This window comes from Burkholderia sp. Nafp2/4-1b, from assembly GCF_003635165.1.
Lineage (GTDB): Bacteria > Pseudomonadota > Gammaproteobacteria > Burkholderiales > Burkholderiaceae > Burkholderia.
The window spans coordinates 1-23775 of the sequence record NZ_ML058599.1 but is presented as its reverse complement, the minus strand read 5'-3'; the positions used below and the strand labels follow the sequence as shown (position 1 = coordinate 23775).

The 23775-nt window shown below is 67.7% G+C and carries 23 protein-coding genes; 12 read left to right on the top strand and 11 right to left on the bottom strand.

From position 1 onward, the window contains the following. Positions 1–91: 91 nt before the first annotated feature. The 5 genes from C7H84_RS06635 to C7H84_RS06615 all read right to left on the bottom strand — a co-directional run bounded on the left by C7H84_RS06635 (position 92) and on the right by C7H84_RS06615 (position 4479). The gene (locus tag C7H84_RS06635) at positions 92–925 is read right to left on the bottom strand and encodes an SDR family oxidoreductase (protein ID WP_121858055.1); all 834 of its coding nucleotides are present in this window, start codon (positions 923–925) and stop codon (positions 92–94) included. A gap of 68 nt (positions 926–993) precedes the next feature. Then, on the bottom strand, positions 994–1461 hold the full coding sequence (locus C7H84_RS06630) for a cupin domain-containing protein (RefSeq protein ID WP_121858284.1): 468 nt from the start codon (positions 1459–1461) through the stop codon (positions 994–996). A gap of 270 nt (positions 1462–1731) precedes the next feature. After that, positions 1732–3084: a pyridoxal-dependent decarboxylase gene (locus tag C7H84_RS06625; RefSeq protein WP_121858054.1), complete on the bottom strand. Its 1353-nt coding sequence runs from the start codon at positions 3082–3084 to the stop codon at positions 1732–1734. A gap of 20 nt (positions 3085–3104) precedes the next feature. Continuing rightward, entirely contained in the window at positions 3105–3404 is a 300-nt protein-coding gene (locus C7H84_RS06620) for a helix-turn-helix domain-containing protein (RefSeq protein ID WP_014900516.1), read from the bottom strand. Between the two features lie 190 nt (positions 3405–3594). Continuing rightward, positions 3595–4479, bottom strand: coding sequence for a LysR family transcriptional regulator (locus C7H84_RS06615; RefSeq protein WP_121858053.1), 885 nt, complete (start codon positions 4477–4479; stop codon positions 3595–3597). A 129-nt stretch (positions 4480–4608) separates the two neighbouring features. Between C7H84_RS06615 and C7H84_RS06610 the strand changes: the two genes are divergently transcribed. Continuing rightward, on the top strand, positions 4609–5646 hold the full coding sequence (locus C7H84_RS06610) for an aldo/keto reductase (protein ID WP_121858052.1): 1038 nt from the start codon (positions 4609–4611) through the stop codon (positions 5644–5646). Between the two features lie 58 nt (positions 5647–5704). On the opposite strand, the gene C7H84_RS06605 is transcribed toward C7H84_RS06610, so the two are convergent. Continuing rightward, on the bottom strand, positions 5705–7183 hold the full coding sequence (locus C7H84_RS06605; protein WP_121858051.1) for a PLP-dependent aminotransferase family protein: 1479 nt from the start codon (positions 7181–7183) through the stop codon (positions 5705–5707). A 131-nt stretch (positions 7184–7314) separates the two neighbouring features. On the opposite strand from C7H84_RS06605, the gene C7H84_RS06600 reads away from it, so the two are divergent. From C7H84_RS06600 to C7H84_RS06590, 3 genes are all read left to right on the top strand, one after another. Then, entirely contained in the window at positions 7315–7791 is a 477-nt protein-coding gene (locus tag C7H84_RS06600) for a GNAT family N-acetyltransferase (protein ID WP_121858050.1), read from the top strand. Positions 7792–8047: 256 nt separating this feature from the next. Next, positions 8048–9052 carry a hypothetical protein gene (locus tag C7H84_RS06595; RefSeq protein WP_121858049.1) on the top strand — a complete coding sequence of 335 codons (1005 nt, stop codon included), beginning with the start codon at positions 8048–8050 and terminating at the stop codon, positions 9050–9052. A 391-nt stretch (positions 9053–9443) separates the two neighbouring features. Then, a complete protein-coding gene (locus C7H84_RS06590) occupies positions 9444–10253 on the top strand; it encodes a TlpA disulfide reductase family protein (RefSeq protein WP_121858048.1) in 810 nt (269 codons plus the stop codon). A 146-nt stretch (positions 10254–10399) separates the two neighbouring features. Here the strand turns inward: C7H84_RS06590 and C7H84_RS06585 are convergent, their stop codons facing one another. Next, positions 10400–10804 (bottom strand): peptide ABC transporter ATPase, encoded by a 405-nt coding sequence (locus tag C7H84_RS06585; protein WP_121858047.1) that lies wholly within the window; start codon positions 10802–10804, stop codon positions 10400–10402. A gap of 753 nt (positions 10805–11557) precedes the next feature. On the opposite strand from C7H84_RS06585, the gene C7H84_RS06580 reads away from it, so the two are divergent. Both C7H84_RS06580 and C7H84_RS06575 read left to right on the top strand, forming a co-directional pair. Continuing rightward, the gene (locus C7H84_RS06580) at positions 11558–11947 is read left to right on the top strand and encodes a fucose-binding lectin II (protein ID WP_121858046.1); all 390 of its coding nucleotides are present in this window, start codon (positions 11558–11560) and stop codon (positions 11945–11947) included. 168 nt (positions 11948–12115) lie between these two features. After that, positions 12116–12850, top strand: coding sequence for a fucose-binding lectin II (locus C7H84_RS06575; protein WP_121858045.1), 735 nt, complete (start codon positions 12116–12118; stop codon positions 12848–12850). A 58-nt stretch (positions 12851–12908) separates the two neighbouring features. Here C7H84_RS06575 and C7H84_RS06570 read toward each other — a convergent pair whose 3' ends face one another. Continuing rightward, entirely contained in the window at positions 12909–14279 is a 1371-nt protein-coding gene (locus C7H84_RS06570; protein WP_121858044.1) for a M23 family metallopeptidase, read from the bottom strand. A gap of 331 nt (positions 14280–14610) precedes the next feature. Here C7H84_RS06570 and C7H84_RS06565 point away from each other — a divergent pair, with 331 nt between their 5' ends. After that, complete coding sequence (locus C7H84_RS06565; protein ID WP_121858043.1) at positions 14611–15489, top strand: mechanosensitive ion channel family protein; 879 nt, start codon at positions 14611–14613, stop codon at positions 15487–15489. 55 nt (positions 15490–15544) lie between these two features. Here the strand turns inward: C7H84_RS06565 and C7H84_RS06560 are convergent, their stop codons facing one another. Beyond that, the gene (locus C7H84_RS06560; RefSeq protein ID WP_121858042.1) at positions 15545–16690 is read right to left on the bottom strand and encodes a branched-chain amino acid ABC transporter substrate-binding protein; all 1146 of its coding nucleotides are present in this window, start codon (positions 16688–16690) and stop codon (positions 15545–15547) included. Positions 16691–16759: 69 nt separating this feature from the next. Then, positions 16760–17797 carry a histone deacetylase family protein gene (locus C7H84_RS06555; RefSeq protein WP_121858041.1) on the bottom strand — a complete coding sequence of 346 codons (1038 nt, stop codon included), beginning with the start codon at positions 17795–17797 and terminating at the stop codon, positions 16760–16762. 125 nt (positions 17798–17922) lie between these two features. Here C7H84_RS06555 and C7H84_RS06550 point away from each other — a divergent pair, with 125 nt between their 5' ends. The 5 genes from C7H84_RS06550 (at position 17923) to dbpA (ending at position 22769) form a co-directional block, all read left to right on the top strand. Next, positions 17923–18411 carry an Lrp/AsnC family transcriptional regulator gene (locus C7H84_RS06550; protein WP_121858040.1) on the top strand — a complete coding sequence of 163 codons (489 nt, stop codon included), beginning with the start codon at positions 17923–17925 and terminating at the stop codon, positions 18409–18411. A gap of 61 nt (positions 18412–18472) precedes the next feature. Beyond that, a complete protein-coding gene (locus C7H84_RS06545) occupies positions 18473–18784 on the top strand; it encodes a hypothetical protein (RefSeq protein WP_121858039.1) in 312 nt (103 codons plus the stop codon). A gap of 455 nt (positions 18785–19239) precedes the next feature. Further along, on the top strand, positions 19240–20901 hold the full coding sequence (gene mqo / locus C7H84_RS06540; RefSeq protein WP_205611402.1) for a malate dehydrogenase (quinone): 1662 nt from the start codon (positions 19240–19242) through the stop codon (positions 20899–20901). Positions 20902–21177: 276 nt separating this feature from the next. Continuing rightward, the gene (locus C7H84_RS06535; protein ID WP_040140903.1) at positions 21178–21375 is read left to right on the top strand and encodes a hypothetical protein; all 198 of its coding nucleotides are present in this window, start codon (positions 21178–21180) and stop codon (positions 21373–21375) included. Next, positions 21372–22769 (top strand): ATP-dependent RNA helicase DbpA, encoded by a 1398-nt coding sequence (gene dbpA / locus C7H84_RS06530; RefSeq protein WP_121858037.1) that lies wholly within the window; start codon positions 21372–21374, stop codon positions 22767–22769. The genes C7H84_RS06535 and dbpA overlap by 4 nt, the downstream gene beginning before the upstream one ends. 43 nt (positions 22770–22812) lie before the next feature. Here dbpA and C7H84_RS06525 read toward each other — a convergent pair whose 3' ends face one another. Further along, on the bottom strand, positions 22813–23637 hold the full coding sequence (locus tag C7H84_RS06525) for a PhnD/SsuA/transferrin family substrate-binding protein (protein WP_121858036.1): 825 nt from the start codon (positions 23635–23637) through the stop codon (positions 22813–22815). Positions 23638–23775 lie beyond the last annotated feature (138 nt).

Sequence of the window (23775 nt, the reverse complement as noted above, 5' to 3'; positions counted from 1 at the left end):
CGGCGCATGACGCCCATGTGAGGCCGATACGAGGCCGTAGCGCGTTGCTGCCTCAACCGCACTGACGTCGCGGCCCCCGCAACCGTCCGGGTCAAGTCAGGTTCATTCCCCCGTCGAGCATCACGATCTCGCCGGTCACGTAATCGGACGCGACGAGCATCGCGACCGTCTGCGCGACGTCGTCCGGCGTGGCCGCCCGGCGCATCGGCGCGCGCTCGCGCCAGAGCTGCTGCGCTTCGGTCCAGTCCGCAGTGAGGGGCGTATCGACGAGCCCCGGCGCGACCGCGTTGACGCGAATCGCCGGCGCCAGCGTGCGCGCCAGCAAGCGCGTCGTGTGATTAAGCGCGGCCTTCGCCGCCGCATACGGAATCGACGCACCCTTCGGCCGCACGCCCGCATGCGAGCTGACGTTGATCACGCACCCGGCGCGCCCGCTCGACGCCGCTTCGAGCAGCGCGGGCTGCGCTTCGGCGACGAGCCGAAACGGTGCGATCACGTTGATCTCGTGCATCTCGCGCCACACGTCCGGCGTCGCGGCGGCGAGATCGTCATGCGGAATCACGCGGCTTGCGCCCGCATTGTTGATCAGCACGTCGAGTCGCCCGTGCACCGCGCGTGCGTCGCGGATCAGCCGCACGCGCTGCGCATCGTCCGCGAGATCGGCCTGCACGTAGGCCGCACCGAGCTCCCGCGCCATCGCGCGGCCGGTCTCGGCAGAGCTGCGCGAATGCAGGATCACCGCGTAGCCGTCCGCGGCCAGGCGCCGCGCAATGGCCGCGCCGATCCCCGACGTCGAGCCGGTGACGAGCGCAACCGGCCGCTGCACACGCGACGCGCGCGGCTCGGCGACGGTTTCGGTGTCGGGTTCCGTGTCGGCTTCCATCTCGGAAACCGGGGCATTCATCGGCGGATGCGGCGCGTCCATGGCGGGGATCCTGTCGGTGGTATTTCCGCATCATAAGCGCGACGACGGTCGATGCGGATACGTGCGGCCTACGGCTGTTTGGGTAGCTCGACGAAATCCTCGAGCGCTCCGGCGACATGAAGCCGCTTGCCGATGCGCGGGTATTCGCAAACATCGTGCTCGAGGCGCTGGCCCATGATCAGCAGTTCGAGCGGCGCATTGCCCGTATTCTCGAGCACGTGCGCTTCGCCGCCGCGCGCGAAGCCGAGAAAATCGCCCGGCCCGACGTCGTGGCGGCGCTCGCCGATCGTGACGGTGCCCGTGCCGGACAGCACGTACACGCATTCTTCCTCGTACAGGTGACGGTGATATTCGGACGATTCGTGACCGGGCAGCAGCGTGAGCAAATGAGCGCCGATTTGCGTGAGGCCGGTCAGGTCGCTGAGTTGTCGTTTGAGGCGAACGGCATTGGGATTCAGTGAATGCACCGCGCGCGTCGGTTCCATCTTCGCGATGTCGGCGGCTTTCAGCAGTTCCCGGGGAGGTGTCGTGGACATGGGGATCTCGTCAGCGTGAATGCAGCGGTTGAATGCGCCGCCCGCGCCGGCGCGGCGCGCATGCCGCGCCATTGTCCGACATTTTCGCGCGGACGAGAAAGGCGGCGCTGCACGCCGACGCACATCGACACGCCCCGCTACCGCGCGCAATCGGCCGGCAGGTGCGCCAGCGCCGACGCGCGTTGCGCGAGGCGCGCCGCATCGGCATCCTCGGCATCGTTGTGGCTCAGGGCCGCCCTGCACGGGACACGCGCGCGCCGCTGACGCGAGTCAGCCCACGTGCACGCCGCGCAGCTTCGTCAGCAACGCGACGAGACGATCGATGTGCTCGTCCTCGGTGCGCCACGACGACACGCTGATCCGGAACGCCGTCCGCCCCTGCCACACGGTCTGCCCGAACCATACCTCGCCTGAATCCTGCGCGGCCTGAAGGATCGCGAGCGTCTCGTCGTCGGTGCCGGCGCGCACCAGCACCTGGTTCAGCACGACACGGTTCAGCACGTCGTAGCCGGCCGCGCGCAGGCCGTCCGCGACGCGCTGCGCCTGCGCACAATGCCGCTCGACCATCGTCGCCACCCCGGCGCGGCCGAGCGCGCGCAGCGCGGCCCACACCGGAATGCCGCGCGCGCGCCGCGAGAATTCGAGATTGAGGTTCTTCTGCGCGTCGTGCGCGCCGCTCAGGTAGACGGCATCGCTGTTCATCGCGGTCGCGAGCGCGGCTGCGTCGCGGCAGATCACCATCGCGCCATCGTACGGCGTGTTGAGCCACTTGTGACCGTCGGTCGTCCAGCTGTCCGCGCCGTCGATGCCGTCGGTCAGCGCGCGCTTCGACGACGCGCGCGCCCACAGCCCGAACGCGCCGTCCACGTGCACCCACGCGCCGGCGGCCTGCGCGGGCGGAATCAGCGCCGCGAACGGATCGAATTCGCCGGTGTTCACTTCGCCGGCCTGCACGCACAGGATCGTCAGGTCGTCGAGCGACGGCAATTGCGCGGGATCGATCCGGCCGTGCGCATCGACCGGCGCGACGATCAGGCGCTTCATCCCGAAACCGAGCACGCGCAGCGCCTTCTTCACCGTGATGTGCGCGAGCTCGGAGAGCACGACCTTGACCTCGGGCGCGCCGATCAGCCCGTCTTCGTCGACATCCCAGCCCTTGCGCGCGAGCAGCGCACGCCGCGCGGCAACCAGCGCGACGAGCGTGCAGGCCGTCGCGCTCGTGCCGAAGCCGACCGCGCTGCCTTCGGGCAGGCCGAGCACGTCGACGACCCAGCGTGCGGCCTGCCGCTCGATCGTCGCGGCCACCGGCGAATTCGCGAACGACGACGCGCACTGGTCCCACGCGAGCATCAGCCGCTCGGCCGCTGCCGCCGCCGGCAGCGTCGCGCCGATCACGAAGCCGAAGTAGTTCGGGCCGTTCGATGCGACGGTCGCGGGCGTGCCGCGCGTGTCGAGCAGGCGCAGCACGTCGTCGGCCGGGTGGCCCGTGTCGGGCAGCGGCTCGTCGAATGCGGCGAGGCCGGCGAGCGCGGCTGCGTCCGGATACGCGCGGCGTTCGTTCACGGCGGCGAGATACGCGTGCGCGCGCCGGTCGGCGTCGGCCAGCAGGGCGAGTTCATCCATGTCGATTGCCTCTGTGAAGGTCAGAGTTGCAGGAGATCGCGGCCCAACTGATGCAGCGCATCGTCGATCCGCTTGTAGTACGTGAACTTGCCGACGCGCGTGGCCTGCACGAGCCCGGCATCCGCGAGGATGCGCATGTGGCGCGTGGTCGTGGCCGGCGCGATACCGAGCTTTTCGGTGATGTAGGTGCAGCACACGCCCAGTTCGTCGAAATCGCCGTGCGGCTGCGGCGGGAAATGCCGGCGCGGCTGCTTGAGCCAGCGCATCACGGCCAGGCGGCTTTCGTTGGCGAGTGCGCTGATGCGGGTGACGTCGTCCATGGGTTCGGCCTCGTTTAACGTTTCGAATATTAGCTAAATGACGAAACGTGGGCAACCGGATGGCCGGGCCATGCATGCGTTCGCGGCCGCGGTCGATGCGGCCGGGTTCGCGACTGCATCCCGTTCGACGTCATCGCGTCGGAGTGGACACGAACGAACCTCGGTGCGCGCCGCAATCGGCTTGCGCTCACTACACCGCCAGCGCCTGCGCCAACCGCTCGATCAGCGCCCGTACGCGCCGCGGTTGCACGGCACCGCCCGGATAGACGATCTGCAGGTCGACCTCGCCCGGCGAGAAGTCGCGCAGGATTTCGACCAGCGCGCCGGACGCCACATCCTGCTCGACGTCGAGCAGCGACTTCAGCGCGATCCCATGCCCCGCGATGCACCACGCACGCACGAGCGCGCCGTCGTTGGCCACGCGCCGGCCGCGCACCGTCACGCGCTTCGGCGCATCGTCGATGCGGAACGGCCATTCGGCATACCGCTCCTGGCCGAAGCGCATCACGATGCAGTCGTGCGCGGCGAGTTCGTCCGGATGCCGCGGCGTGCCATGCGCGGCCAGATACCGCGGCGCGGCGCACACCACCCGACGCGAGCGGCCAAGCGAGCGGCTGTGCAGCGCGCTGTCCGCGAGCGTGCCGCGCCGGATCGCGAAATCGAGCCCCTGCCCGACGAGATCGACGTAGCCGTCGCCGAGATGCAGGTCGACCGTGACGCCCGGATGCTCGGCCAGGAACGCGTCGACCACGGGCACGACGCGCGCCTGCCCGAGATCGGCCGGCGCACTCAGCCGCACGGGCCCCGACAGCGTCTGCGCGCCGAGCCGCACGCGGCTTTCGAGCTCGTCGGCCTCGGCGAGCAGGCGCCGTGCGCCCTCGACCAGCGTGCGGCCTTCGTCGGTCAGGCTGATCGCGCGGGTCGTGCGCGTGAGCAGCGCCGCGCCGTAGTAGCGCTCGAGCGCCGCCAGCCGCTCGGACACCGTGGCCGGCGACAGCCCGACCTCGCGGCCGGCCGCCGCCAGTCCGCCTTTCTCGACGATGCGCAGGAACAGCGCGAGGTTATCGAGCAGCATTATTCGCCTTCTCCGAAGGATATTTTCGAAGTCTGCCCAATTATCCGGACGTACTGCAAGCGTTACAGTGAATCCAGATCGGGCACGTATCCCGCACGCGCCGCCCTCTCCATCACGAAAGGATCCGACATGGAATACCGCACGCTCGGCCGCTCCGGCCTCAAGGTTCCCGTGCTCAGCTTCGGCGCCGGCACGTTCGGAGGCACCGGCCCGCTGTTCGGCGCATGGGGCAACACGGGCGTCGACGAAGCGCGCCGCCTGGTCGACATCTGCCTCGAAGCCGGCGTGAACCTGTTCGACACGGCCGACGTGTATTCCGACGGCGCATCCGAGCGCGTGCTCGGCGCCGCGATCCACGGCCGGCGCGACCAGGTGCTGATCTCGACCAAGACGGCGCTGCCGACTGGCGACGGCCCGAACGACGCCGGCACGTCGCGCGCGCGGCTGATCCGCTCGGTCGACGCCGCGCTGCGCCGCCTCGATACCGACTACATCGACCTGTTGCAGCTTCATGCGTTCGACGCGGCCACGCCGGTCGAGGAAGTGATGTCGACGCTGGACGACCTGGTGCGCGCGGGCAAGCTGCGTTACATCGGCGTATCGAACTTCGCCGGCTGGCAGATCATGAAATCGCTCGCGGCGGCCGACCGGCACGGCTGGTCGCGCTACGTCGCGAACCAGGTCTACTACTCGCTCGTCGGCCGCGACTACGAGTGGGACCTGATGCCGCTCGGTGCGGATCAGGGCCTCGGCGCGCTGGTGTGGAGCCCGCTCGGCTGGGGCCGGCTCACCGGCAAGATTCGCCGCAACGCGCCGCTGCCCGAAGGCAGCCGCCTGCACGCCACGGCGAGCTTCGGGCCGCCGGTCGACGACGAACGGCTGTACGACGTGGTCGATGCACTCGACGCGATCGCCGAGGAAACCGGCAAGACCGTGCCGCAGATCGCGCTGAACTGGCTGCTGCAGCGCCCGACCGTGTCGTCTGTGATCATCGGCGCACGCAACGAGGAACAGTTGCGCCAGAATCTTGGCGCGGTCGGCTGGTCGCTGACCGATGCGCAGGTCGCGAAGCTCGACGCGGCGAGCGCGGTCGAAGCGCCGTATCCGTACTTCCCGTATCGCCGGCAGGACGCGTTCGCGCGGCTCAATCCGCCGATGCGCGGGTAAGCGGATCGCGCATCGGCGCATCGGCGGGCCGTCGCGCCCGGCCGCGACGCGACGGCCGTCACCGCGCGGCCAGCACGCGGTCGATCATCTCGCCGATCCGCCGTGCGAGCGCATCCATCCGCTCAGCCGGCACGCCGCCGTAGCCGAGCACGAGCCCGTTGTAACCGTGCGCGGTTCCCGGCAGGCAGAACGACGACAGCGGCCGCAGGACCAGCCCGTGCGCCTGCGCGACGCGGCTCAGTTCCGTGTCGGCGACCGGCACGTCGAGCCGCGCGGACAGATGCATGCCGCCCGCGCCGCCCGACACCGTCAACTGTGTGCTCAGACGCCGCGCCAGCGCGTCATGCAGTGCGTCGCGCCGCTCGGCATACACGCGGCGCATGCGCCGCAGATGCCGCGTGAAATGCCCGGCATCGATGAAATCCGCGAGCGCGCGCTGCTCGACCGCGCGGCCCTGCAGCATCAGCGCGCCGGCCGCATCGCGCAGCGGCTGCGCAAGCGCAGGCGGCACGACCATGAAGCCGAGCCGCAACGCGGGAAACATCACCTTGCTGAAGGTGCCGAGGTAGATCACCGGCGCGTCGTCGGCGAGCCCCTGCACGGCCGCGAGCGGCGTGCCGTGGTGACGGAACTCGCTGTCGTAGTCGTCCTCGACGATCCAGGCACCGGCCGCCCGCGCGTGTGCGATCAGCGCGAGCCGCCGCTCGAGGCTCATCACCGCGCCGAGCGGGTACTGGTGCGACGGCGTGATGTAGACGAGCTTCGGAGGACGTTCGCGCCAGTCGTCCGGATGCGGCGCGAGCCCCTGCGCATCGACGCCGATCGGCTCGACGCGCAGGTCGGCCGCGAGAAACGCGTTGCGCGCGCCGTGGTAGCCGGGGTTCTCGATCCACGCGACGTCGCCCGCATCGGCCAGCGCGCGGGCGCACAGATCGAGCGCGCCTTGCGTGCCGTCGGTGACGATCACCTGCGCGGCGTCGCAGCGCACGCCGCGCGATGCGCGCAGATAGCCGGCGATCGCGTCGCGCAGCACCGCATCGCCTTCCGCCGGCTGGTAGCCCAGCTGCGCCGGGCCGGCCGCGCGCCATGCGCGCTCGATGCAGCGCCGCCACTGCGCGAGCGGGAATTCGTCGACGGCCGGCGCGCCGGGCATGAACGGCAGCGATTCGTCGAGGCCGCTGGTCGCGCGCTCCGTCTGCACGATACGTCGCGACAGCACCGCCGTATCGTCGGCGGGCACCGCAGCCGTGATCGGCGAACCGCGCAGGCCCATCCTTGCGACCACCGTCCCTTGCCGCGTGCCGGCCACGAACCCTTCCGACGCAAGCCGCTCGTACGCGTACAGCACCGAGTTGCGCGCGATGCCGAGTTCGTCGGCGAGCGTGCGCGACGCGGCGAGCCGCGCACCTTCGGCGATCCGGCCGCGCAGGATCGCATCGCGCAGGCACGCATATAGCCGCTGCTGCTGCGACATGCGCGTAGTCGCGCGCAGCCCCGCTTCGCGCTCGAAGGTTGATAGCAGGACCGCATAGTCCATCGTGGCTCCAGAATGTGCAGGCGTCATGGGTCTACACATGGTGCCACGAACTTTCTATCGTAGCGGTCTGCACGCGTTACCGGCCGCGCCGGCAACGCTTCATTCCATCCATCCTCGAAAGGTTCGCGACCATGAACGCCACCGACACCAGCCTGACCGTGCGCCCCGTGCGCGAAGACGATTTCGACCACTGGCTGCCGCTATGGGACGGCTACAACCGTTTCTACGGCCGCTTCGGCGATACCGCGCTGCCGCGCGAGATCACCGAACTCACGTGGGCGCGGTTCTTCGACGGCTACGAGCCCGTGCACGCGCGTGTCGCGGAACGCGACGGCCGGCTCGTCGGGCTCGTGCATTTCCTGTATCACCGCAGCACGACGCTCGCCGGCCCGACCTGCTATCTGCAGGATCTATTCACGCTCGACAGCGAACGTGGCAAGGGCGTTGGCCGCGCGTTGATCGAAGCCGTGTACGACGCCGCGCGGCAGCATCGCGCCGAACGCGTGTACTGGCAGACGCACGAGACGAATCACACGGCGATGCGGCTCTACGATACCGTCGCCGAGAAAACGGGGTTCGTGATCTACCGGAAGGTGTTGCCGCGCTGATCGTATTTTGTAATGGCTTGGGTGTCGGACATGTTGGTTCCTGATCTGAGGGTGTCGTGCCGGCCAGGATGCGCACGGTAACGAACGAAGCGGCGAGCGGCCGCGTTGTGCGCCCTGTCGATGCCGCGATCGGTTTCCGTTTTCGGCGATGGCGTTCTACAGTTACGACAGACGACGTGCAGCGCAGCCGGTCGTTCGCATTCGGTTCGCAGCCGGTCCGCGTTTGCCGATACGCACCCGATTTCGAGGAAAGTCCATGCCGAGTATCGTCGCCGGTCCCGCCACGGTTCCACCGAGCCCTGTCGCCGCCGAAACGCGGATGGTGCACGACGTCGCCACGCTGCAGCCGTCCGACTACCGTTCCGCCGACGGTGCATCCTGGGTCATCGCCACCATCACGCCGGCTGCGGACAGCGGCGCGATCGTGACCGGCACAACCTACTTCGATACCGCGAAACAGCAAACCGTCGAGGTGCCCGATGCGCGCCGCCGCTATGCGAACCGCGGCACGTGGCAGGTTGTCGCGAGCTCGAGCCCGTCGGTGCCCGCCACCGGCCGCTACGACTGGCTGACGCTCGCGTGGCTGCCGCTCAACCGGCGGCCGCTGCCGCAAACGCCCGAGCATCTGTATTCGCCGTTCATTCACGGCGGCACGATCGTCTATCGGTGGAATCCGGCCGCGCAAGGCGGCGAGCAGTTCGGCAACGTGCGGATGATCTTTCCGGCGTGGCGGCAGCAGGTGGCCGACGTGCTGCGCGCCACCGCCGCCGACGACGCACAGGCAGCGGCCGCTGCGCCCGCCTCCGCACTTGATCGCGTGAAGCAGGACGGCAATCCGATGGCCGCCGTGCTCGATTTCGGCACCGCGCTACGCGAGGAACCGGCGGACCGGATCGCCGCGCGCCTGCCGGCGTTGCTGCGCGCGAGCGACCTGCACGAAGTGTCGGCGATCGTGTTCCAGTGCGTCGCCGAGTCGCGTGAAACAGATCGGCCGCGCTTCGTCGAAACGATCAGCGATTCGATCTTCTCGATCGACGACAGCGCGCGCCTGCTCGCAATCGCGTACGGCGCGTTCGCGGCCGGCAGGGTGAAGCCGCGTCCGTTCAGCGATGTCGCGCAGACCGCGCGCGTCAACGACGTGTTCACGGCCTTGAAGCAGCGGACGTCGGCCCTGCATGTGCCGGTCGCGGAAGGTTCGCCGTGGTACGAGTTCTTCACCGCGTATCGACTTGGTGCAGCGGTATCCGCCAACGCACGGTAACCGCACGTCAATCGCCGGCGCCGCGACAGAACGGCCAATCTCCAGCACCCGTCATCGCTCACCGCACTCGAGTTCGGGAAGAGCGGCCGTCAACGAGCGATCCCTGTACGGAATACCGGCGCGTCCACACCCGACCGGCGTATGTGTTCTTGACGACCGGCATCGCGCCGCCCTCAGCCCAGACCGACTCACCGGCCGTCCGCATCGAAACGGCGGTGTCCTGATTACCGCCCACCCATCCGCGCGACGGACATCCATCATATCGTCGGAGGTGAAACGCGCCGTTACCGCCGCCGCGGGAACCCCGCATCCGATGTCGGGTCGAAACGCCACCTGACCCACGACGGCCTCTCTTCACCGGTCGATTCTCCCTCCCCAGCCTCCCGTTCCCATGTTGAGCATCGGCCCCTTATCGATCCGCGTCGTCGCGGTAGCCGCCGCCGCGCTGCTGGCGTGGCTCGTTGCCCGCTTCGTCCAGCGCCGCCCGCCGGACGGACATCACAAGACCGCGTCGAGCCTGATCCTCGACGCGCTGCTGCTCGGGTTGATTGCCGCGCGCATCGGTTACGTCGCGCAATGGTGGCGGGACTATGCGGCCGCACCGCGCTCGATCGTCGCGCTCGGCGACGGCGGCTTCGACTGGCGCATCGGCATCGCGGCCGCGCTCGTGTTCGCGGTATGGCGGCTGCGTCGGCTGCCCGCGCTGCGCAAACCGGTAGCGGCCGGCATCGTCGCGGGCCTCGCCGCGTGGGGCATCGCCCAGGGCACGCTGGCGACGCTGCAGCGCACCGCGCCGCCGTTCGCCGCGATGCAGTTCGAAGCGCTCGATGCGTCGCCCGTGCTGCCGCAGCGCTTCGCCGGCAAGCCTGTCGTCGTGAACCTGTGGGCAACGTGGTGCGCGCCGTGCCGGCGCGAGATGCCGATTCTCGAACAGGCGCAGCGCGAACATCCCGGCATCGCGGTGCTGATGCTCAACCAGGGTGAGAACGCGCAGGCGGTGCGCGCGTTCCTCGAACAGCAGGGGCTGCGCTTCGACAACGTGCTGCTCGATCCGTCGCTGCGGGCGATGCACACGTACGGATCGCGCGGCCTGCCCACGACGCTGTTCTTCAATGCGAAGGGCGAACTCGTCGAATCGCATATGGGGGAGTTGACCGCCGCGCGGTTGAAGGACGCGGTGGCGCAGCACTTCGGACAGTGACGCGCCCGGTGGCCCGATCGCGGCGGTGGTCGATGGGCGCCGGCAACGCGCATTCTGCGCGCTATCGCTGCCACATTCGACTCAACCGATCGGCTCAACCGGCTCGGCCGATGCCATGCCGACACCTCGACGACCGCCCGCGATCCTTACGGCCTCGACAACACCATCACGCGCCCCGACACACGCTGCAGCTTGAGCCAGCCGGTGTCGGCGGTGAACCTGAGCTGTTGCAGCGGGAAATCGAATCCTGCCTTCTGCGCGGCGCTGACCACTGCATCGGCGATCCAGCGGATCAGCTCCTTGCCCTCGTCGGTCGTCTGATGGCCGTTCTGCACGCCGTAGAAATAGCGATTGCCGGCGTTCACCTCGTTCTGCAACTGCATCCAGTGCCCGGGCAAGCCGGGCAGCGTCTTGAACAGGTCGGCCACCCGCTGCGTTGTCAGTCCGCGCGCCCATAACGCGCCGTTCACGGCGGGCCGCGCCAGATTATGGCGATCGGCTTGCTGAGCCTGTTCCTTGATTTCGCCTTTCAGCGCATCGGGTTTCGTCATCACGCATTCCTCATGAGGGCCCCGCAACGGGCCGGTTCAGTGACCATGACCGCCGGAAAACGAGGCGCCCGCAACGGGCGATGGCCCGCCGGCACCCAAGACGGTCGCAAACGACAGGCCGGCGCCCCACGCCGGTACGACCGCGCGGGCGAACCGCGCGATCGCACACGCGCGGGGCACCCGGCTGCGCGGAGAGAACGATACGCGCATTGCGAGCGTTCATCGCCTGTCAGCTATGTCAGGCCCGAATCCCGCGGCATAACCGGCACCGGCATCCGCGCCGGCCGTATCGCGGCGCTTCGCCACCTTCACTCGATGCGCCGATATGCACAATACGCGGCAGTGCAGACAATATCGTTCTAGTCTGATAGGCGATGACGTGCGCTGCCGATATGCTTGTCGAGTGCGGTGCCGGCGAAAATCCTGTCTACATCGGGATGGTGTGCATCAACGATCTTCGTCGGTCACCGCACCCCTCTTCGTTGCGATCCCGCCATTTATCCGACGCGCCGCTCATTGTTTCTGAAGCTGCGACACACGTCGATATAGTTTTACGGATATATCGCCTGATTTCCCATTTAATTTAATCCAGTAGATCGTATCGTTTCGATTACCGATTTACTGAATACCTCCCATTCCAATCCGAATATTTTCTTATTTATTTTTCGCCATGCTGGTCGAACTGTGTTTGAAACGACAAACGTTTGCGTGACACGGTGAAGCAATTTATACATCCACCTTCAGGAGGCAAGCATGGCCGACTCTCAAACGTCCTCGAATCGCGCCGGCGAGTTTTCGATTCCGCCGAATACGAATTTCCGCGCGATCTTCTTCGCGAATGCCGCCGAGCAGCAACACATCAAGCTGTTCATCGGCGACAGCACGGAACCCGCCGCGTATCACAAGCTGACCACGCGCGACGGCCCACGCGAGGCCACGCTCAATTCGGGCGACGGCAAGCTGCGCTTCGAGGTGACGGTGAACGGTAAGACGTCGGCCACCGATGCGCGTCTGGCGCCGATCAACGGCAAGAAGTCAGACGGCTCGCCGTTCACGGTCAACTTCGGGATCGTCGTGTCGGAAGACGGTCACGACAGCGACTACAACGACGGCATCGTCGTGCTGCAGTGGCCGATTGGCTGACCAAACCGCCGATGCCGGCGCTCCGGGCCACGCACCACTGCCGATAGCGCGATGGCGACGGGGAAATGTAGTGCCGAACGATTGCGGTTCAACGCATTTCGCACACGCGACACGGTGAATCGCTTCACCTGCCGCAGATAGACGAACAATCCATCAGACGAGGACGACATGTCACAACCTTTTACCCATGACGATCTGTACGCATTGCTGCAACTCGCCGGCAACGATGCGACCGCCGTGCAGTCGAACGGCGACCAGGCGGTGCTCGACCGGATGCGTCAGTTCATGACCGCGCAGCTCGTGGAGAAGTTGCCGCAATACGACGTGTTCGTCGACATCGCGACGATCCCGTACAGCTTCGACGTCGGCAGCTGGCAGAACAAGGTGAAGGCCGATGCCGCCGGACAGGTGATCGCGTGCACGGTGACGTGGGCAGGCGCGCCCGGCGTGCTGCCCGGCGCGGCGGCGAAGTTCGGCGTCGGTGCGGTCGTCAACTACTTCTCGAAGGCGACGCCGCAGCCCACGCAGCCGGACCCGACGTCGAACGGCGGCGGCGAGCGCGACGGCATCTTCAACCTGCCGCCGAACATCAAGTTCGGCGTGACCGCACTCACCAATTCGTCCGCACAACAGACGATCGAGGTGTTCGTGGACGACAACCCGAAGCCGGCCGCGACGTTCCAGGGCGCCGGCACGCAGGACGCGAACCTGAACACCCAGATCGTGAACTCGGGCAACGGCAAGGTGCGTGTGGTCGTGACGGCGAACGGCAAGCCGTCGAAAATCGGCTCGCGTCAGGTCGATATCTTCAAGAAGACGTACTTTGGGCTCGTCGGGTCCGAAGATGGCACGGACGGCGACTACAACGACGGGATCGCGATCCTGAACTGGCCGCTGGGTTGATGGTTTAGCCGTCGCGAACGACGGAGTCGCCGGGTTTCGGCTACCCGGCGATTTCCGATCAGCCGTCGTGTGACGCACCACCGTTCGACATCGCGAGCGACGGCGTCAGCACGGCCGCAGCCAACTGTGTGCGCGCCGCATGCGCCACACGGTTGAACGCCACGCGCTGCGGCCCCTTCAGCACGTCCGCATTCGTCGCGTGCACGAGCGCGACCGGATCGATCACGCGATTGTGTCGCCGCACCTCGAAGTGCAGATGCGGCCCCGTCGCCGTCCCGGTGCTGCCGACCGCGCCGACCCGCTGCCCGCGCGCGATCCGCATGCCGGTGCGCAGCGTCGGCTCGAACGCCGACAGGTGTGCGTAGTACGACGCATAACCGCCGCCGTGGCGCACCACCACGTATTTGCCGTAGCCGCCAGGCTCGGTACCGATGAACGACACGACGCCGCGCTCCGACGAGTGCACCGCGCGACCTGCCGGCGCGGCGAGATCGACACCGGAATGCACATGGCGGGCGCCGGTCACCGGATGCACGCGCGCGCCGAAACGCGAACTGGTTCGCGTCGCGCTGACCGGCATCGCGAACCGTGTGCCGACAAGCGGCACACCCTTGAGGTCGTAGTACGCCCCCGGCGATCCGGGCGCGGCGGAGAACCACACCGCCGCGACGCGCTGCCCGCGAAGGCGGACATCGAGCGCCGTCACACGCTGGCGACCCGGGCGCGACGCGTCGCCGGCCGGCTCGAACGCCACGCGGAACGTATCGCCCGCGGCGCCGCGCTGTGTCACGTCGAGCCGACCGGCCAGTATCCGCGAGACCTGCGCGGCGACGCCGGCCGGCAAATCGGCACGCGCGAGCGATGCCCGCAGGCTGCCGATGATCGCGCCGGCGCGCGCGCCGCCTTCGGGTTGCGCGAGCATGAACGGTTCGGCGGAGGCCAGATTGGCATGACGCGGCGCGAATGCCGAGCGCGTGGCGCTCGCCGGCAACGGCGACGCGAAACCATAGTCGAAGCGCTCCGCGTAACCGCGCTCGATCGCGCCGCGCGCAGCATCGCAGAGCACGACATACGGCGCACACGCACCCGCGCGAACGACGAACATGCCGGGATAGACATCCGCATGCACGCGCGCCGCAGGCGATTCCAGCATGACGCCGGGCGCCGCCGGCGATGCCTGCAAGCCGCCCCAGATCGTCCGGGCGGAATTGAAAAAGGGCACGTCGACAAGATCGGCCGCTTGCGCCGTCACGGGCGCGACCGGCGTGGCATCGTAAGACGCCAGCGCTGCCGCACCTTGCGTGCCGGCAACCCAAGCCGCTGCCGCGACGCCGCACAACAGCGCGCGGCGAACCGGAAAGCGTTGCGCACCGCGTTGCACGGATCGACCTTGTTCGCGTGCGAGACTGAAACCCAGGTCGAACCGCATCGCGTCGTCACTCGCTATCAATGAAAAATCGGGAAAGAACCGGGCCTCGCGGAGGAACCATCATCGCGGTCCGGCAACAGGGAATCGAGTGTATCGACGTGACCGACATGGCTGAATAGGACCAATCCTATTTGCGTTTATACCGGCTTCGTACACGAACGAAATCGCGATTTCACCGCGGAAACGCACGGGAATCCGGCGCCGCGCACGCTCGCGACACCGCCCATGCCGTGTAAAGTCGAGAGCTGCGCGACGCGCGAGCGCCTGCCGGTCCGACGATCACGGAACGCGCCGCCCGTCGCGCCTTCTGTCTTCAACCCGGAATCCCGTCATGTTTCTCGATCATCTTCATCCGGAACGCTGGACGTTCCTGTGGAACGCGTTGTCCACACTGTCGATCCGGCTCTGTGCCGCCCTCGCGCTGCTCGTCGCCGGCTGGTGGCTGTCCAAACGCGTCGGCAACTGGCTGAGCCGGCTGCTCGCGAACAAGGAGCGCGTCGACGACACGCTGCGGCCGATCCTCTGCGACGTCGCCGTGTGGGGCATCCGCATCGTCGCGATCGTCGGCGCGCTGTCACGGCTCGGCATCGAGACCGCGAGCATCGTCGCGGTACTCGGCGCGGCCGGCCTCGCGATCGGGCTCGCGCTGCAGGGCACGATGCAGAACATCGCGGCCGGCATCATGCTGTTGCTGCTGCGGCCGTTCAAGGTGGGCGACTACATCGACGGCGGTTCCGGCGTTGCGGGAACGGTCGACGAGGTCGGGCTGTTCATGACGCGGCTGACCAAGCCGGACGGTATCTGCGAATACGTGCCGAACAGCGCGCTGTGGGGCAGCGCGATCCGCAACTACACGCGCAATCCGACGCGCCGTCTCGATCTCGAAGTGGAAGTGTCGGTGCACGACGACATTGACCGCGCGCTTGACGCGCTGCGCGCGCTGGCCGAAGCCGACCCCGACGTGCTGCACGAGCCCGCACCGGACGTGATGGTGATGCGCTTCGACGACAGCACCGCGATCGCGAACGTGCGCGTGTGGACGCACACCGAGAAGTTCTGGGCGATGCGGTGGCGCCTCGCGCGCCAGGTGCGCAAGACGCTCGCCGATGCCGACTGCGCGCTGCCGATCCGCACGCGCGAGCTGCACATCGTGCACGACGTCGAACAGCCGACGCGGCAAGCCGACCCACGCCGCGTTCAGGCGTCGTAACGGCAACTGGGCGTGCGACCGCACGACATTGCGCGTCGGCAGGCCCCCGCCTGCGTCACATCCTGACGATATCGAGCAGCGCCTTCCTGCCGCTCTTGTACGTGAACACCGAGATCGCGCCGTGCTTCAGGTCGCCCTGCGGCGTGAAGCTCGTTTCGCCGATCACGCCGCGATAGTCGGTTCCCGGCATCGCGGCCAGCACCTTCGCCGGGTTCGTCGAATTCGCGCGCTTCATCGCATCGACGATGATGTGCACCGCGTCGTACGAGAACGGCGCATACACCTGCATCGGCTGGTGGTAGCGCGCCTCGTAGCGCTCCACGAACGCCGCACCGCCCGGCATCTTCTCGAGCGCGATGCCGGCTTCCGAACACACGACATTGTCCGACGCCGGGCCCGCGAGCTTCGGCAGGTCGGTCGAGCACACGCCGTCGCCCGCGAGGATCTTCGCGCGCATGCCGAGCTGGCGCGCCTGCTTCGCGAGCGGGCCGCCGGTGGCGTCCATCCCGCCGTACATGATCGCGTCCGGGTTCGCGCCCTTGATCTTCGTGAGGATCGCGCGGAAATCGATCGCCTTGTCGTTGGTCGCATCGCGCGAGATCACCTTCATTCCCGCCGCTTTCGCCGCCTTCTCGAACTCGGTCGCAAGTCCCTGCCCGTACGCGGTCGAATCGTCAACCACGGCCACGGTCTTGATGCCCATGTGCTTCGCCGCGTACATCGCGAGTGCGGGCCCCTGCTGCGCATCGGTCGCGACCACGCGGTAGGTCGTCTTGAAGCCCTGCTGCGTGTACATCGGGTTGGTCGCGGCCTGCGAGATCTGCACGACGCCGCCGTCGCGATAGACGCGCGACGCCGGAATCGACGTGCCCGAGTTGTGATGGCCGACGACGCCGACCACCTTGTCGTCGACCAGCCGCTGCGCGACCTGGGTCGCGGTGCGCGGGTCGCCCGCGTCGTCCTGCGCGTCGAGTTGCAGCGTGACTTTCTTGCCGTCGATCACGAGCCCCTTCGCGTTGATTTCCTCCACCGCGAGCCGCGCGCCGTTCTCGCTGTCCTTGCCGAGGTGCGCGATCGCGCCGGTCAGCGGCGCGACGTGCCCGATGCGCACGACCTCATCCGCATGCGCGGGCAGCGCCGACAATGCGCACGCCAGCGCGGCCGCAATCGCGCATGCCGTGTTCTTCTGATGCCGATTCATGTTCGTCTCCTTTCTTGTCGCTGTTGGTTCGTGATCAGGACCGCCATTGATGCAGGCACAGCGATGCGGTCATGCGCGCCCTTCGAAGCCGAGCAGCACGTTCACCGCGTTGATACCGATTTCGTCGACCATGTAGCCGCCTTCCATCACGAACAGCGTCGGCAGGTTCAGGCGCGCGAGCGCTTCGCCGATCCGCAGGTAGTCGGGCGAGCGCAGCCGGAAATGGCTGATCGGGTCGTGCTCGAACGTGTCGACGCCGAGCGACACGACGAGCAGATCGGGCGCATGCGCGGCGATCGCGGCGGCCGCATGGTCGAGCGCCGCTGCGTAGGTGTCCCACTGCGTGCCCTTCGGCAGCGGCAGGTTCAGGTTGAAGCCCTCGCCCGCGCCGGCGCCGCGCTCGTTCGCATAACCGGAGAAGTACGGATACGACACCGCCGGCTCGCCGTGGAGCGACGCGAACAGCACGTCCGAGCGGTCGTAGAAGATGTCCTGCGTGCCGTTCCCGTGGTGGAAGTCGACGTCGAGCACCGCGACGCGCGCCGCGCCGCTCGCGATCCCGTGCTGCGCGGCGATCGCCGCGTTGTTCAGGTAGCAGTAGCCGCCCATGTACTCGCGGCCCGCATGGTGGCCGGGCGGCCGGCACAGTGCGAACGCCGCGCGCGCGCCGCCGTTCGACAGCAGGTCGGCGCCGGTGAGCGCCGAGTTCGCGCTCGCGCTCACCGCGTCCCACGTGCCGGCGTTGATCGGCGCGCCGGCGTCCATCGCGAAGAAGCCGAGCTTGCCGTCGATGAAGTCGGGCAGCGTCGCGGCCGACGGCATCGCGCGCACCGGCCACACGAGCGGCAGCGCCTGGCAGGTGCGGCCGGTGGCGGCCCATTCGTCCCATGCACCGGCGAGGAAGTCGACATAGCGCGCGCTGTGCGCGCCGGCGTAGCTCGCGCGGTCGAACGGGCGCGGCGCGATCACGTCGCCGAGGCCGGCCGCGCGGACCTGCGCGAGCACCGTCTCGGCGCGAAGCGGGTTCTCGAATGAATCGGTGATCGCGCCGTCCTTCAATTCGACGCCGCGATGCAGATGATGATCGCTGCTGTAGACCGTGAGCATGGTTGACCGTTGCAATAAGAGCCGTGAGGGATGGCAACAGTCTATTGACGCCGGACGGTAATAACTTTGCTTTTCGCTTCTTCGTTTCGTACACTTTTGAGAAAACCGCCTACGGAGACCCTGGAATGAGCAAAAATCGCGCTTCGGTGGAACTGGACGGCGTCGACCGCGCGATGCTCCGCCTGCTGCAGGAAGACGGGGCACTGTCGAACGCGACGCTCGGCGAACGGTTGTCGTTGAGCGTCACGCCGTGCTGGCGGCGGCGCAAGCGGCTCGAGGACGAAGGCGTGATCACCGGCTACCAGGCGAACCTCGACCGTCGCACGCTCGGGATGAACGTGTTCGCGTTCGTGCAGGTCACGTTCAACATGCATTCGGGCCAGGACTCGGATCACTTCGAGGATGTGATGCGGCGTCACGACGAAGTGACGTCGTGCCACAAGATCACCGGCGCGGCCGACTACATCCTGCAGGTCGTCGCCACCGATCTCGATGCGTATGCGGACTTCGTCGAGCGCGTGCTGCGCAAGCAGGCCGGCGTATCGTCGATCCAGTCGAGCCTCGCGCTGCGCGAGATCAAGTTCTCGTCGCGCGTGCCGGTGCCGGACGCGTGAACGCCCGTTCGCCCGTGCACGGGCATCCGCTGTCGATCGTCATCCCATGGAGTGCTACCCGATGAAATCCTTCACACCTTCGCTGTCGACTGCCGCGACGATCGCCGTCGCGTTCGCACTGGGCGCCTGCGCGACGCAAGCGCCTTCGCCTCTCCCGCCCGATGTCGCCGGGCGAGACACGCAGACCGCCCAGGCTACCGCGCCATTGGTCGGCGGCGATCGCGATGCGCATGGTTGCATCGGCTCGGCCGGCTACGCGTGGTGCGAACAGACGCAGCAATGCGAACGCCCGTGGGAACTCGCGAAGCAGAAGGGATTCCCGAATTCGGCGCAGGCATACGAGCAGTTCTGCCGCAACAATTTGGCGAAGTGACGGTTCGCGGCGCGATGCCGCGACGTCTCCGCTCCCCGTCCCCTTTCCCATTCCGCGCTCCCGCGTTTCCGGAAACCCGGACACGCAAAAAACCCCACGAAAACAAGGATATTTAGCGCGTGCGACACGGCAATCGAGTTCGGTTATATTACGCGCCCCTTGCCGTCCCGCCGCCGCTGACCGCATTGCGCGCAGCCCCTTTCGGCACTGCCTGAAGCACCGTCCGGCGAGCCCCGCCGCACGGGCCCGCATGCGCCGCGCACGACCGCGGTGAACGCGTCCGCATGATCGTACGGGGCCGATTCGAAGGTGTCCTTCGCAACGGCTTCGCGTGCGCAAATGCAACGGTAAACGCGGCTGATCCGGATTTCCGGATTCGCAGTCCGGATCTCCGGATACGGAAACCGGTCGCAATCCGACACGGCCGGGCGAGGTGGCAAACCGATGCATCCAAGTTGAAAAAGGGATCTGCTGTGATCAAAACGTTACGGGTAATACTGTCGGCGCTCGCGCTGTGCGTCGCCGCGTCGTCCGCGCACGCCGCCGATACGAAGAAGGTCGACGTCCTGCTGGTGGGCGGCGGCATCATGAGCTCGACGCTCGGCGTGTGGCTGCACGAGTTGCAGCCCGACTGGTCGATGACGATGGTCGAGCGCCTCGATGGCGTCGCGCTGGAGAGCTCGAACGGCTGGAACAACGCCGGCACCGGCCATTCGGCGCTCGCCGAGCTGAACTACACGCCGGAGAAACCGGACGGCAAGATCGACATCTCGAAGGCGATCGAGATCAACGAGTCGTTCCAGATCTCGCGCCAGTTCTGGGCGTGGCAGGTCCGCCAGGGCGTGCTGAAGAACCCGCATTCGTTCATCAACTCGACGCCGCACATGAGCTTCGTGTGGGGCGACGACAACGTCCGCTTCCTGAAGAAGCGCTACGACGCGCTGCAGGCGAGCCCGCTGTTCCGCGGGATGCAGTATTCGGAAGACCATGAGCAGATCAAGCAGTGGGTGCCGCTGATGATGGAAGGCCGCGACCGTTCGCAGAAGGTCGCCGCCACCTGGACGCCGATCGGCACCGACGTGAACTTCGGCGAGATCACGCGCCAGTTCGTCGGCTACCTGAAGACGCAGCCGAACTTCACGCTGTCGCTGTCGAGCGAAGTGCGCGAGATCTCGCGCAACGCGGACGGCACGTGGCACGTGTCTTGGGTCAAGCTGCATTCGGATGAACCGCCGCAGGCCGTCGACGCGAAGTTCGTGTTCATCGGCGCGGGCGGCGGTGCGCTGCACCTGCTGCAGGCGTCGGGCATCCCCGAGGCGAAGGACTACGGCGCGTTCCCGGTCGGCGGCTCGTTCCTCGTGACCGACAACCCCGAGGTCGTGAAGCGCCACCTCGCGAAGGCGTACGGCAAGGCGTCGGTCGGCTCTCCGCCGATGTCGGTGCCGCACCTCGACACGCGGCTCATCGACGGCAAGAAGATCATCCTGTTCGGGCCGTTCGCGACGTTCTCGACCAAGTTCCTGAAGAACGGCTCGTACTTCGACCTCGCGAAGAGCACCAACCTGCACAACGTCGCGCCGATGATGCGCGTGGGCGTCGACGAATTCCCGCTCGTCCAGTACCTGGCCGGCCAGCTGATGCTGTCCGACGACGATCGCTTCAACGCGCTTAAGGAGTATTTCCCGGACGCGAAGAAGGAAGACTGGCGCCTGTGGCAGGCTGGCCAGCGCGTGCAGATCATCAAGCGCGACCCGAAGAAGGGCGGCGTGCTGAAGCTCGGCACCGAGATCGTCAGCTCGCAGGACGGCAGCATCGCGGGTCTGCTCGGCGCATCGCCGGGCGCGTCGACGGCCGCGCCGATCATGCTGAGCCTGATGCAGAAGGTGTTCAAGGACAAGGTCGCGACGCCCGAATGGCAGCAGAAGATCCGCCAGATCGTGCCGAGCTACGGCACGAAGCTGAACGACAGCCCTGCGAAGGTCGTCGAGGAATGGACCTACACGAGCGACGTGCTGCAGCTGTCGCCGCCGCCGAAGATCGACATGGCGACGCCGGCGCAGGCCGCCGGCACGGCGCCCGCACGCCCGGCGAAAGCGGCGGCCGACATGGCGCTGTAACGCACCCGACGCCGCGCGGCAATCGCGCGGCACCGTTGCGCCGCCCGACACGGCCGCCCTCCAGGGCGGCCGTTTTTCGTGGCACACACCGGGCGGAGGCACCGGCTTCCGCTAGAATTGCGGCACGCGCGACCCCGTCGCCGCCCGATCCATTACCCGCATCGACACAACCCGAGCCACCGCCGGTGCGGCCCGCGCCCGAGCCGCGCGAGCGCCGCCCGCCATGGCCGCGCCCGCCCGGGCGCGCCATCAACCGAATTCAGCTGGAGAAAGACCGTGTTTACCTGCCGAAACCAGAGCTGCGGCACGCAGTGGGAGACGTCCGACGTCGTCATCAAGGACGAAGGCCAGGGGCTGCTGTTCCGCTGCCCGCTGTGCGGCGCCCGCAACTATCTCGAACGCTTCGAGGACGACGAAGGCAACGTCGTCTACGAGCAGATGGAAGGCCGCCCCTACCTCGGAGACCTGTCTTGACGCAATCGACCGCCACGCCGTTCAGCGCACTGCCGCTGACGCCCGCCGCACTCGCGAACCTCGCGCAGCTCGGCTATGTCGACATGACGCCGATCCAGGCCGCGAGCCTGCCGATCGCGCTGGCCGGCCATGACCTGATCGCGCAGGCGAAGACGGGCAGCGGCAAGACCGCCGCGTTCTCGCTCGCGCTGCTGTCGCGGCTCGATACGCGCCGCTTCGACGTGCAGGCGATGATCCTGTGCCCGACGCGCGAGCTCGCCGACCAGGTCGCGCAGGAAGTGCGCCGCCTCGCCCGCGCCGAGGAAAACGTGAAGGTGCTGACGCTGTGCGGCGGCACGCCGATGCGTCCGCAGGCGCAGAGCCTCGAGCACGGCGCGCATATCGTCGTCGGCACGCCGGGCCGCATCATGGATCACCTCGACCGCGGCAACCTGAAGCTCGACGCGCTCAACACGCTCGTACTCGACGAAGCCGACCGGATGCTCGACATGGGCTTCTTCGACGACATCGCGAAAGTCGCGCGGATGTGCCCGACCACGCGCCAGACGCTGCTGTTCTCGGCAACCTATCCCGACGGCATCGCGAAGCTGAGCCAGCAGTTCCTGCGCAATCCGAAGGAAGTTAAGCTGGAGGAGCGCCACGACAACAGCAAGATCCGCCAGCGCTTCTACGAAGTGACGGAGACCGAGCGCCTGCACGCGGTCGGCCAGTTGCTGAACCACTACCGGCCGGTCAGCACGATCGCGTTCTGCAACACCAAGCAGCAATGCCGCGACCTGCTCGACGTGCTGCACGCGCAAGGCTTCCACGCGCTCGCACTGCACGGCGAGCTCGACCAGCGCGAGCGCGATCAGGTGCTGATCCAGTTTGCGAACCGCAGCTGCTCGGTGCTGGTCGCGACCGACGTCGCCGCGCGCGGGCTCGACATCGCGCAGCTCGAGGCGGTGATCAACGTCGACGTGACGCCCGATCCCGAGGTGCACGTGCACCGCATCGGCCGCACTGGCCGCGCGGACCAGGAAGGCTGGGCGCTGAGCCTCGCCAGCATGGACGAGATGGGCCGTGTCGGCGCGATCGAGCAGGCGCAGAAGCGGGAGGTCGAATGGCATCCGCTCGCCGAGCTGAAGCCGGCCGGCAACGACACGCTGCTGCCGCCGATGGAAACGCTGCAGATCCTCGGCGGACGCAAGGACAAGATCCGCCCGGGCGACGTGCTCGGCGCGCTGACCGGCGATGCAGGGTTCGACGGCAAGCAGATCGGCAAGATCAACGTGACCGAGTTCTCGACCTACGTCGCGATCGAGCGCGGCGTCGCGCACGACGCGCTGCGCAAGCTCAATGCGGGGAAAATCAAGGGCAAGCGGGTCAAGGTCCGGTTGATGGACGAAGAGTAATCGCAAGCGGTGCGGCGGCTGTCACGGCAGCCGCGCCGCCGCGTTACGCCAGCGTGGCATATCCGTGAGCGGCCGCGTCGCTCGCGAACCGGGCAATCGTGTCGTATGCGCCCGGCGACAACCGTTCGAATCCTTTCAGCCGCAGCACCGCCGCCCGTTCCGGGTCGAACGCGACCGCGTGATCGAGCGCATCCTGCAACGCCTCCACCCACCTTCCTTCCAGCGCCTTCGAAGCAATCAACGGCAAGCCCGGCGCCGAAGCCGTCATGCCGATGATCCGGATCTCATTCAACAATTCTGGCATTGCGTCGCGCACATACGCGAACGTCACGCAGTCGATCGCGGCGCAATCGGCGGCGCCGTCAGCCAGTGCACGCAGCACGTTCAGGTGCGAGCCGAACGATACGACCGAACCGAAGAAACGTCCGTCGTGCGCATGCGGCGCGACTGCATGCCGGAACGCATTCATCCCGCTGTGCGAATCGCTGCCGTTGAACGCGGCCCGCAAACCGCGGCAGGCGGCCAGCGTCGTCGCGCCGCCCGCATGCGCGCGCGCCGACACGACCAGCACGCTGCTGTAGCACGCGCCATCGCAGCCGGGCGCATCGAAGGCCGGCGTCGCGATCAGATGCACGGTGTCGCGCAATCCGAGCATCCGGTACGGATAGCCGCACGTCTGCGACAGCAGCAGATCTTCGCGCCGCCACAGCGTGTGCAGATCTTCGAACGGTTCTTCGAGCAGCGCGACGCCGGCCGGCCCGCCGGCGCGCGCGAACGCATCGAGCGCATCGCTCAGCAACGCGCGCCACAGTGCGGCGTGGCGCGGCGTCACGTTGTACATCGGCAGGGCGGCGATCCAAGGGTTCATCCGGGCATTCTACGCATCGGTGGCGTCTTGGAGGAAGCGGGTTCTATCGGGCCTTGGCGCCTTCGCCTTGGCGGGTTGGCGGGTTGGCGGGTTGCGGGTTGCGGGTTGCGGGTTGCGGGTTGCGGGTTGCGGGTTGCC

Excerpts from the sequence above, each read along its gene's own strand:
- C7H84_RS06625 (WP_121858054.1), bottom strand. The coding sequence starts at position 3,084 with ATGGATGAACTCGCCCTGCTGGCCGACGCCGACCGGCGCGCGCACGCG.
- C7H84_RS06555 (WP_121858041.1), bottom strand. The coding sequence starts at position 17,797 with ATGCTCACGGTCTACAGCAGCGATCATCATCTGCATCGCGGCGTCGAA.
- C7H84_RS06560 (WP_121858042.1), bottom strand. The coding sequence starts at position 16,690 with ATGAATCGGCATCAGAAGAACACGGCATGCGCGATTGCGGCCGCGCTG.
- C7H84_RS06590 (WP_121858048.1), top strand. The coding sequence starts at position 9,444 with ATGTTGAGCATCGGCCCCTTATCGATCCGCGTCGTCGCGGTAGCCGCC.
- C7H84_RS06545 (WP_121858039.1), top strand. The coding sequence starts at position 18,473 with ATGAAATCCTTCACACCTTCGCTGTCGACTGCCGCGACGATCGCCGTC.
- C7H84_RS06595 (WP_121858049.1), top strand. The coding sequence starts at position 8,048 with ATGCCGAGTATCGTCGCCGGTCCCGCCACGGTTCCACCGAGCCCTGTC.
- C7H84_RS06575 (WP_121858045.1), top strand. The coding sequence starts at position 12,116 with ATGTCACAACCTTTTACCCATGACGATCTGTACGCATTGCTGCAACTC.
- C7H84_RS06550 (WP_121858040.1), top strand. The coding sequence starts at position 17,923 with ATGAGCAAAAATCGCGCTTCGGTGGAACTGGACGGCGTCGACCGCGCG.
- C7H84_RS06610 (WP_121858052.1), top strand. The coding sequence starts at position 4,609 with ATGGAATACCGCACGCTCGGCCGCTCCGGCCTCAAGGTTCCCGTGCTC.
- C7H84_RS06630 (WP_121858284.1), bottom strand. The coding sequence starts at position 1,461 with ATGTCCACGACACCTCCCCGGGAACTGCTGAAAGCCGCCGACATCGCG.
- C7H84_RS06605 (WP_121858051.1), bottom strand. The coding sequence starts at position 7,183 with ATGGACTATGCGGTCCTGCTATCAACCTTCGAGCGCGAAGCGGGGCTG.
- C7H84_RS06565 (WP_121858043.1), top strand. The coding sequence starts at position 14,611 with ATGTTTCTCGATCATCTTCATCCGGAACGCTGGACGTTCCTGTGGAAC.
- C7H84_RS06570 (WP_121858044.1), bottom strand. The coding sequence starts at position 14,279 with ATGCGGTTCGACCTGGGTTTCAGTCTCGCACGCGAACAAGGTCGATCC.
- C7H84_RS06580 (WP_121858046.1), top strand. The coding sequence starts at position 11,558 with ATGGCCGACTCTCAAACGTCCTCGAATCGCGCCGGCGAGTTTTCGATT.
- C7H84_RS06585 (WP_121858047.1), bottom strand. The coding sequence starts at position 10,804 with ATGACGAAACCCGATGCGCTGAAAGGCGAAATCAAGGAACAGGCTCAG.
- C7H84_RS06635 (WP_121858055.1), bottom strand. The coding sequence starts at position 925 with ATGGACGCGCCGCATCCGCCGATGAATGCCCCGGTTTCCGAGATGGAA.
- C7H84_RS06525 (WP_121858036.1), bottom strand. The coding sequence starts at position 23,637 with ATGAACCCTTGGATCGCCGCCCTGCCGATGTACAACGTGACGCCGCGC.
- C7H84_RS06615 (WP_121858053.1), bottom strand. The coding sequence starts at position 4,479 with ATGCTGCTCGATAACCTCGCGCTGTTCCTGCGCATCGTCGAGAAAGGC.
- C7H84_RS06620 (WP_014900516.1), bottom strand. The coding sequence starts at position 3,404 with ATGGACGACGTCACCCGCATCAGCGCACTCGCCAACGAAAGCCGCCTG.
- C7H84_RS06600 (WP_121858050.1), top strand. The coding sequence starts at position 7,315 with ATGAACGCCACCGACACCAGCCTGACCGTGCGCCCCGTGCGCGAAGAC.